Origin of the sequence: Edwardsiella hoshinae NBRC 105699 = ATCC 33379 (assembly GCF_000474215.1) — a bacterium.
Taxonomy (GTDB): Bacteria; Pseudomonadota; Gammaproteobacteria; order Enterobacterales; family Enterobacteriaceae; genus Edwardsiella; species Edwardsiella hoshinae.
The window spans coordinates 16,902-25,806 of sequence record NZ_BAUC01000046.1 but is presented as its reverse complement, the minus strand read 5'-3'; the positions used below and the strand labels follow the sequence as shown (position 1 = coordinate 25,806).

Here is an 8,905-nt window from a genome sequence, read left to right as displayed (position 1 = left end):
ATATTGTACCGTTTATCGATTGAATTTCCTTAACCACGCGTTAGGATCAACACTTTTCTACTCTCTTTATACAGGCGGTCTCTATGTCTTTCTCTGTACGCCCTTACCTTTCTTTTACTCCGCAATTAGGCGAACGTGTCTTTATCGATGCCAACAGTACCGTGATTGGCCAAGTCGAACTGGGCGATGATGTCAGTATCTGGCCACAAGTCGTGGTCCGTGGCGACGTCAACCGTATCGTCGTGGGAGCGCGTAGTAATATTCAGGATGGCACAGTGATCCATGTCGGTCATTGCTCAGAGGGTAACCCGCTCGGCCATCCGACGCTGATCGGTCGCGAGGTGACCGTTGGGCATAAGGTAATGCTGCACGGCTGCACCATCGGCAACCGAGTTTTGATTGGTATGGGCGCGATTGTGCTAGATGCAGCACAGATCGAGGATGAGGTGATTCTGGGGGCCGGTAGCTTGGTGCCGCCAGGAAAACGCTTAACGAGCGGGTATTTGTACTTCGGCAATCCGCTACGCCAAGTGCGCCCCCTCAGCGCGGAGGAACGCTCACGATTACGAGACTCGGCAGCCAATTACGTCAAATGGAAGGATGACTATCTCGCTCAACCGGCGATCCATACCCAACCCTGAGCATCATAGGCTTCTTGGGCGATCGCCTGTTCGGCTTCCTCTTCCAATTGCCAGCGTAACGCAGCAAACCACGCTAAGGGTGCCAGTTGCATATCGAGACCGGCCTGGTTTGCCAAGCGTCGTAAATCCACCAGCCGAATGGCGCAGGTAACCTGAAAACCACCGACCATCGCCGGGAAGGTCACTGCGGCTAATGATGCCTGCCAGCGCTCAAGCTCAGGAAAGAGAATAGTCTGATTCATGCCTCTCCTTCCTGGCGCAATTGCGCTAATACCGGTGCTAACTGCGGCAGAACGCCATGCCATAATTGAAAAGAGTGTGCAGCCTGTGCCACCAGCATGCCAAAGCCATCTGCCAACTGATGTGCCCCCTGTTGGCGCGCCCAGGCCAAGAAGGGTGTTAAGGTGGCCTGATAAAACATGTCATAACAAGCGCACTCTGCCCGAATTAATGAGACAGGTAGAGGTGGGATCGCGCCCTGTAGACCAGAAGCCGTGGCATTGATGATCAAATCAAACTCTCGCTCCGCCAGCCTGGAATAAGGCAAGGCCTCGATCATCCCTTGCGCCTGAAACGCTGCCGCCAGCGCTTGTGCTCGTGTTAGCGTCCGATTGGTCAATACGATCTGACATTGCTGTTGCAGCAGCGGTAGGATCACGCCACGCGCCGCACCACCGGCCCCCAACAATAATACTCGTTTCCCCGGCGCCAACATCGCCAACCGCGTCAGATCACTGACCAATCCGATGCCATCGGTGTTATCCCCCAATAAGATGCCATTCTGCCAGCTTAGCGTATTCACAGCCCCCGCTTGGCGTGCCCGCTCTGTCAGCTGATCCGCCATGCGCCACGCCTGCTCTTTAAAAGGCGTCGTGACATTGGCCCCACGCCCCCCTTGGAGGAAAAACCGCTGAGCAAAGGCGGGGAAATCCTCCAATGGCGCTAACATCGCCTCATAATGCAGCGCTATTCCCGTCTGCTGAGCAAAAAGATGATGAATCCGAGGGGATTTGCTATGCCCGATCGGGTGACCAAAAACGGCGAATCGTTGCATGGCTTACCCCTGGCGAAACAGTTCACCGCTGAGTGCATCGCGGATCTCGGAGGGGTTTTGCCGCCCGCCGACCGCAGCATCGAGCACTGGGAAGCTGGCACCAAACTGCTCACGCACCTCAGCCGCGCTGCGGCAAGGAGCCAGCCCACTCAAGTTGGCACTGGTGGAGACTAACGGTTTACCATAAGCGCGGCACAGTTGCTGCACCACTGGATGCGCGCTAACGCGTACGGCGAGCGTACTGAAACGTCCCGTCAACCAACGCGGCGTGTTATCGCGGGCAGGCATAACCCAAGTCACCGGGCCTGGCCAACGCGCGAATACCGCCCTACGTCGCTCGCCTTGCAATGCCTCATCACAGACATAGGGCAATAGCTGCTGATAATCGGCAGCAATCAGGATCAATCCTTTATCCCAGGGGCGCTGTTTAAGATCCAGCAGGGCCTGCACCGCCAGCTCGCTATCCGGATCACACCCCAGACCGAATACTGCTTCGGTAGGATAGGCAATCACTCGCTGCTGACGTAACGCTGCCAATACGCTGGTCAAGGCATCATTCTGTTGTTTATCCATCATTGTCTTATGTTTCTGCTGATTCATCGCCACGCTCGTCAATCGCCTTGCCACAGCGCTTACTGGCACAATAGCGCCGTACTCCACCGACACTTTTCTTTTCAACTAAGAGTGGATAGTGGCAGTGCGGACAGATGCCGGCGACCGGTTTTAAATTGAGGCTAAACTGGCACTCAGGATAACGCTCGCAGGCATAAAACGTCTTGCCATAGCGAGAGCGGCGCTGAAGCAACTTCCCCTTGGCACATTGGGGACAGTCGAGCAGAGTTTCATCGGGCTTATCAATCGCCTCCGTATGCTCACACTGCGGATAATTGTGACAGCCGATGAACATGCCATAACGCCCTTGACGTAGCACTAGCACATCACCACACTGCGGGCACCGTTGCCCCTCCAAGATCTTAACAATATGTCCATCGGCAGACTTCAGCGCGCGGATATATTGACAATCTGGATAGCGAGAACATCCCAAAAAAGGGCCATGCTTACCGCTACGAATCACCAGATCGGCGCCGCATGCTGGGCATGGCTCATTTTTCTTGGCAATAAATAATGCGCCTTGCGTCATAACATTACTTCTTTTAACTCGACAGTCTGGCTCCCCGCTCAATGCAGGTAACCTTGGTGAACCTCAAACAGGAGTTCTTCCATTTGTCGGTAGGTATTCTCATGCCCCGGGGCGTTAAAGAGCACCATTAACACGACCCATTTCAGATCATCCAACTCAAACTGGTCGATCTCCAGCGCCATCACCCGATCGATCACCATCTCACGGATCTCCGGCGTCAGTAGTTGGATCTGCTCCAAAAACAACAGGAATCCACGGCACTCACTATCCAGGCAGGCCATTTCTTCCGCGGTATAGATCCGCAATGCGTGCGGATCAGCCACCGGCAGGCTTACACTCCCCTCTTCCTGCATCATCGCCAGCTTTTCTAGCCAGTTCAGTGCTCGGAAGATATCCCCACGTTCAAACCCCGCGCTGGTCAAATCGTCAGTCAGCTTATCCTGATCGATGTGCATCCCGGCCGTCGTGTGGATATAGGTCTCAAATAGGTACATGAGTACGTCGAACATGGCCAGCCCTCTTCACACGGACATAGCCGCCGGACACTGCCTTAATCCATCCTGCTAACTCCAGCTCGAGCAAGGCTACTGCTGCGTCTGGCACAGATCGGCCGATGCGTTCGGCGACAGCGTCAATAGTTGTCACCTCGTCTCCTACGTTAGCCAACACCTCGGCAAATGGCAATTGAGCATCGCCCTCGCTACGAGAAATATTCTCTGCTGTAGGCGGAGGCAACCAATGTAGCGAACCATTGAGCTGTTCAAGAATATCCGCTGGGGTGGTGCACAGGTAGGCCCCCTGCTGGATTAACCAATGGCAACCCGCGCTCTGCGGGTTCCCCAGTTCACCAGGAATCGCGAATACCTCACGCCCTTGCTCCAAGGCTAGGCGGGCCGTAATCAATGATCCGCTACGCATCGTTGCCTCGACGACTAAAACACCCAAACTTAAGCCACTGATGATGCGATTACGGCGTGGAAAGTGACCGGGCCGAGCACCACACCCTGGCAAAAACTCGGAAATCACTGCGCCCCCCGCAGCCAGGATAGTCTGAGCCAATCCCTGATGTGCCATTGGTGTAACGATATCGGGCCCACTGCCCAATACCGCCACGGTGTTTCCCTGCGCCGCTAATGCTCCTCGATGAGCCATGGCATCGATCCCGAATGCTAGACCGCTGACAATCGTCAGCCCGCTAGCGGCCAGCACCCGAGCGAAGAACTGCGCCTGTGTCTGACCGTAGGCGCTAGGTGTACGACTACCAACGATAGCCAACGCCGGTGCGGATAGACAGATACCGTTGCCACGAACGAATAATACCGACGGCGCATCATCAAGCTGCTGTAACGCCGATGGATAAGCGCCATCCGCTACGGTCAGCATCTCCCCCGCGCCTGAAGCCAGCCAAGCCAAGGTATTCTCGATCCCACGCGCCGTCCAAAACTGTCGCTGCTGTATCGGCGTCAACCCACTACGCGCTAAGCACGCCTTGAGGTCAAGGCCGTGGCATAACGCATGCACCAGAGGCGTGAGGTGCTCCGCCTGGACACCCCTCACTTGGGCGAGGCGCAGCCAAATCTCGTTGCGCTCCATTCCCCTCCCCCTACTGCGGCCTATGTGTTCAATCGGTGAACAATACTGTCAATCGGGGGGAGAACTGTCTAGAATAGGAGTGAAAATCATTCCCTAACTCAGAGGAAGTTTAAAGAGATTTATGGCGGTATTGCAGGTATTACATTTTCCCGATGAGCGGCTTCGCACCATTGCCAAGCCAGTAAACGAAGTGACACCCGAAATCCAGCGTATTGTCGACGATATGTTCGAGACCATGTACGCCGAGGAGGGCATTGGCCTAGCTGCCACTCAGGTAGATATTCACCAGCGTATTATCGTCATCGATGTCTCGGAGAACCGCGACCAGCGACTGGTACTGATCAATCCCGAATTGCTACAAAAGGATGGCGAAACGGGCATTGAAGAAGGATGCCTTTCCGTTCCCGAACAGCGAGCACTGGTGCCACGTGCCGAGAAGATCTCGGTACGGGCGCTGGATCGTGACGGCAAGCCTTTTGAGCTGGAGACCGATGGGCTATTGGCTATCTGCATCCAGCATGAGATGGATCATCTGATGGGCAAGCTATTTATCGATTACCTGTCGCCCCTGAAGCGTCAACGTATCCGTCAAAAGCTGGAGAAGCTGTATAAACAGCAGGCCCGTGCCGCTAACTAACTCAAGGCAGGTATTCTCGTGTCTCAATCGCTTCGTATCATTTTCGCTGGTACACCCGATTTCGCCGCACGCCATCTCGCGGCGCTGCTCGGTTCCGAGCACCAGATCGTCGGCGTTTTTACCCAACCCGATCGTCCGGCAGGGCGCGGTAACAAGCTGACGCCAAGTCCGGTGAAGGCGCTGGCGGAGCAGCATGCGCTGCCCATCTTCCAGCCAGCCTCGTTACGACCGGCCGAAAACCAAAAACTGGTTGCCGATTTACAGGCCGATGTGATGGTGGTCGTGGCCTATGGACTGATCCTCCCCCAAGCAGTGCTGGATATGCCGCGTCTGGGCTGCATCAATGTCCATGGCTCCCTGCTGCCGCGCTGGCGCGGAGCGGCGCCGATCCAACGCGCCCTCTGGGCAGGTGATGCGGAAACCGGCGTCACCATCATGCAAATGGATGCGGGTCTGGATACCGGAGCGATGCTGCTGAAACTGGCCTGTCCGATCGCCCAGGATGACACTAGCGCCACGCTGTACGATAAGCTAGCCGACCTGGGTCCTCAAGGGCTGCTAACCACGCTGGCACAGCTCGCCGACGGCAGCGCTCAGGCACAACAGCAGGATGATGCTCTCGCCTGCTACGCCGAGAAACTGAGCAAGGAGGAAGCACGCCTAGATTGGCGACTCTCCGCAGAACAACTGGCACGTTGTGTTCGCGCTTTCAATCCTTGGCCAGTCAGCTTCTTCATGCTGGAAGGGCAGCCAGTGAAAGTCTGGGGAGCCTACGCTCTCAAGCAAGATAGTGACGCACTGCCAGGCACTATCGTCAGCGCCGACAAGCATGGGATCGCCGTCGCTACCGCCCAGGGTGTTCTCCTATTAACTCAGTTGCAACCCGCGGGTAAGAAAAGCATGGCCGCCCGCGACCTGCTCAACTCACGCAAAGAGAGCTTCCTGCCGGGAACCCTCCTCGACTAAGCCGCTTCAGCCTCAGCCCGGCGAGCGCCGGGCTATCTCGCTAAACGCCCTGTGGCACGGCGTGTCCAATGCGCCATTTCTAGCGCAATCCGTGATAAACTCCAGGCCATATTCGAGTTAACTTGCAGCGACGGTCTCTTGCCTTCATGAAAACTACGTCCTACAACCTGCGTGCCATCGCAGCCCGCACGCTGAGTGCTGTCCTTGATCAGGGGCAATCCCTGAGTAGTGTACTACCCAGCGCCGCCCAACCGCTCAGCGAGAAAGATCGAGCCCTGTTACAGGAGCTGTGCTTCGGTACCTTGCGGGTATTGCCGCAACTGGAGTGGATCCTGCAACAACTGATGGCTAAGGTGCTGACAGGGAAACAACGTCCGCTGCATTACCTGTTAATGGTCGGTTTATATCAATTGGTATATACCCGTATTCCACCCCATGCCGCCTTGGCCGAAACCGTCGACGGTGCAACTACCTTGAAACGGCCACAGCTTAAGGGGCTAATCAACGGGGTACTCCGCCAGTTCCAACGCCAACAGGAGGCCCTGCTGCTCCAGTCCCAGCAAGCGGCTAGCCGCTGGTTGCATCCGGCTTGGTTACTCAAGCGCCTGCAACACGCCTACCCGGAGCAATGGCAAGCCATCATCGAGGCCAATAATCAGCGTCCACCGATGTGGTTACGGGTTAACCGCCGTCATCATACCCGCGACGCCTACCTCCTCCTGCTACAGCAGGCCGGTATCGAGGCGGTGGCGCATGAGCAATTTCCTGATGCCATTCGCCTGATCAGCGCGCAGCCAGTAACACGCCTACCGGGATTCGAGCAAGGGTGGGTTACGGTGCAGGACGCCAGTGCGCAACACTGCGTAGATCTGCTTGATCCGCAAAATGGCGAACAGATCCTCGATCTGTGCTGTGCGCCCGGTGGTAAGACAACCCACATCCTGGAAGCCGCACCTAAGGCGCAACTACTGGCCGTCGACGCCGATGAGCAGCGTCTCAAACGAGTGCGGGAGAATCTCCAACGCCTGCAACAGCAGGCTAATGTCCGCTGTGGCGATGGCCGTTCGCCTGAGAACTGGGCCAACGGACGTCAGTTCGATCGCATCCTCTTGGATGCGCCCTGCTCCGCGACCGGCGTCATTCGCCGTCATCCCGACATCAAGTGGTTACGGCGCGATAGCGATATCGCTGAGTTAGCCGCTTTACAACGCGAGATCATCGAGGCCGTCTGGCCACTGCTGAAACCGGGCGGTGTGATGGTGTATGCCACTTGTTCGGTCCTGCCACAGGAAAACCGAGAGCAGATCCTCGCCTTCCTGGCGCGCCACAGCGATGCGCGTCTCGTGGACACCGGCGACGCCCAGCAACCCGGCCTACAGTATTTGCCCCAGCCTGAGGGCGGAGACGGCTTCTTTTACGCTAAGCTGATAAAAGCATAATCCGTAGGCCACCCACCAGATGGGAGGCCAGCGCTAAGCAGAGAACAGCATCATGAAAATTATCATTTTAGGTGCCGGCCAGGTGGGGGGAACTCTGGCGGAAAACCTGGTGGGTGAGAACAACGATATCACCATCGTCGATACCAATAGCGATCGCCTACGCCAGCTACAGGACAAATTCGATCTTCGCGTAGTACAGGGGTATGGCTCGCATCCTCGCGTGTTGCGTGAAGCCGGCGCCGATGATGCCGACATGCTGGTCGCCGTAACCAGTTCGGACGAAACTAACATGATCGCCTGCCAGGTCGCCTATTCCCTGTTTAGTACGCCCAATCGTATCGCGCGTATCCGTTCAACCGAATATATCCGAGAACATGAGCGCCTGTTCAACCCCGAGGCGGTCCCCATCGATCACCTGATCGCGCCCGAACAACTGGTCACCGACTATGTCTATCGCCTGATCGAGTACCCCGGCGCACTACAGGTGGTTAACTTCGCCGAAGGTAAGGTCGGCCTGGTGGCGGTGAAGGCGTATTATGGCGGTCCCCTGGTTGGCAATGCCCTCACCTCGTTAAAAGAGCACATGCCACACATCGAAACACGCGTAGCGGCGATCTTCCGCCAAGATCGCCCGATCCGCCCTCAAGGCTCCACGGTGATCGAGGCTGGCGATGAGGTCTTCTTTGTCGCGGCTTCGCACAACATCCGTGCAGTGATGAGTGAGCTACAGCGCTTAGAGAAACCCTACAAACGCATCATGATCGTCGGCGGCGGTAACGTCGGTGCTGGCCTGGCGCAACGTTTGGAGAAAGACTATAGCGTCAAGCTGATCGAACACAATGCTCAACGCGCAGCCGAACTGGCCGAGAAACTGCACGATACTATTGTCTTCTACGGCGACGCCTCAGATCAGGAACTGCTGACCGAGGAGCATATCGATCAAGTCGATGTTTTTATCGCCTTGACCAACGATGACGAGGCTAACATCATGTCGGCCATGCTGGCCAAGCGCCTCGGTGCCAAGAAAGTAATGGTATTGATCCAACGCAGCGCCTATGTCGATCTGGTTCAAGGCAGCGTGATCGATATTGCCATTTCACCGCAGCAAGCGACTATCTCCGCTCTGCTCGGCCACGTCCGCAAGGCCGATATCGTCAGCGTCTCCTCACTACGTCGGGGTGTAGCGGAAGCCATTGAAGCCATCGCTCATGGTGATGAAACCACCTCTAAAGTCGTGGGACGACGCGTCGAGGAGATCAAGCTGCCGCCTGGCACCACTATCGGCGCTATCGTACGCGGGGATGACGTGTTGATCGCCAACCGTGAATCCAAGATCGAACAGGGGGATCACGTGATCATGTTCCTGACGGATAAGAAGTTTATCTCCGACGTGGAACGCCTGTTTCAGCCCAGTCCTTTCTTTTTGTAACTACG

At 56.3% G+C, this 8,905-nt stretch carries 11 protein-coding genes; 5 read left to right on the top strand and 6 right to left on the bottom strand.

Annotated features, from left to right (window positions below; genetic code table 11):
* The first annotated feature begins 83 nt into the window (after positions 1-83).
* The gene (locus EHO01S_RS16135; protein WP_024524921.1) at positions 84-641 is read left to right on the top strand and encodes a gamma carbonic anhydrase family protein; all 558 of its coding nucleotides are present in this window, start codon (positions 84-86) and stop codon (positions 639-641) included.
* On the opposite strand, the gene EHO01S_RS16130 is transcribed toward EHO01S_RS16135, so the two are convergent.
* Genes EHO01S_RS16130 through dprA form a run of 6 tightly spaced genes read right to left on the bottom strand, consistent with a single transcriptional unit; the run spans position 614 to position 4,429 of the window.
* Positions 614-883: a DUF1488 family protein gene (locus EHO01S_RS16130; protein WP_024524920.1), complete on the bottom strand. Its 270-nt coding sequence runs from the start codon at positions 881-883 to the stop codon at positions 614-616. The genes EHO01S_RS16135 and EHO01S_RS16130 overlap by 28 nt on opposite strands.
* Entirely contained in the window at positions 880-1,695 is an 816-nt protein-coding gene (gene aroE / locus EHO01S_RS16125; RefSeq protein WP_024524919.1) for a shikimate dehydrogenase, read from the bottom strand. The genes EHO01S_RS16130 and aroE overlap by 4 nt, the downstream gene beginning before the upstream one ends.
* 3 nt (positions 1,696-1,698) lie before the next feature.
* A complete protein-coding gene (gene tsaC, locus EHO01S_RS16120; RefSeq protein ID WP_024524918.1) occupies positions 1,699-2,268 on the bottom strand; it encodes an L-threonylcarbamoyladenylate synthase type 1 TsaC in 570 nt (189 codons plus the stop codon).
* A 7-nt stretch (positions 2,269-2,275) separates the two neighbouring features.
* Positions 2,276-2,836, bottom strand: a complete 561-nt coding sequence (locus EHO01S_RS16115) for a DNA topoisomerase family protein (RefSeq protein WP_024524917.1) — start codon at positions 2,834-2,836, stop codon at positions 2,276-2,278.
* Between the two features lie 38 nt (positions 2,837-2,874).
* Positions 2,875-3,345 (bottom strand): DUF494 family protein, encoded by a 471-nt coding sequence (locus tag EHO01S_RS16110; RefSeq protein WP_024524916.1) that lies wholly within the window; start codon positions 3,343-3,345, stop codon positions 2,875-2,877.
* Positions 3,317-4,429, bottom strand: coding sequence for a DNA-processing protein DprA (dprA, locus tag EHO01S_RS16105; protein ID WP_024524915.1), 1,113 nt, complete (start codon positions 4,427-4,429; stop codon positions 3,317-3,319). Before dprA ends, EHO01S_RS16110 begins: the two co-directional genes overlap by 29 nt.
* Positions 4,430-4,550: 121 nt before the next feature.
* Here dprA and def point away from each other — a divergent pair, with 121 nt between their 5' ends.
* From def to trkA, 4 genes are all read left to right on the top strand, one after another.
* Positions 4,551-5,066 carry a peptide deformylase gene (gene def / locus EHO01S_RS16100; protein ID WP_024524914.1) on the top strand — a complete coding sequence of 172 codons (516 nt, stop codon included), beginning with the start codon at positions 4,551-4,553 and terminating at the stop codon, positions 5,064-5,066.
* Positions 5,067-5,084: 18 nt separating this feature from the next.
* On the top strand, positions 5,085-6,032 hold the full coding sequence (gene fmt, locus EHO01S_RS16095) for a methionyl-tRNA formyltransferase (protein WP_024524913.1): 948 nt from the start codon (positions 5,085-5,087) through the stop codon (positions 6,030-6,032).
* Positions 6,033-6,178: 146 nt separating this feature from the next.
* Complete coding sequence (rsmB, locus tag EHO01S_RS16090) at positions 6,179-7,471, top strand: 16S rRNA (cytosine(967)-C(5))-methyltransferase RsmB (RefSeq protein WP_024524912.1); 1,293 nt, start codon at positions 6,179-6,181, stop codon at positions 7,469-7,471.
* 52 nt (positions 7,472-7,523) lie between these two features.
* Positions 7,524-8,900, top strand: a complete 1,377-nt coding sequence (gene trkA / locus EHO01S_RS16085) for a Trk system potassium transporter TrkA (protein ID WP_024524911.1) — start codon at positions 7,524-7,526, stop codon at positions 8,898-8,900.
* The last annotated feature ends 5 nt before the right edge of the window (positions 8,901-8,905 follow it).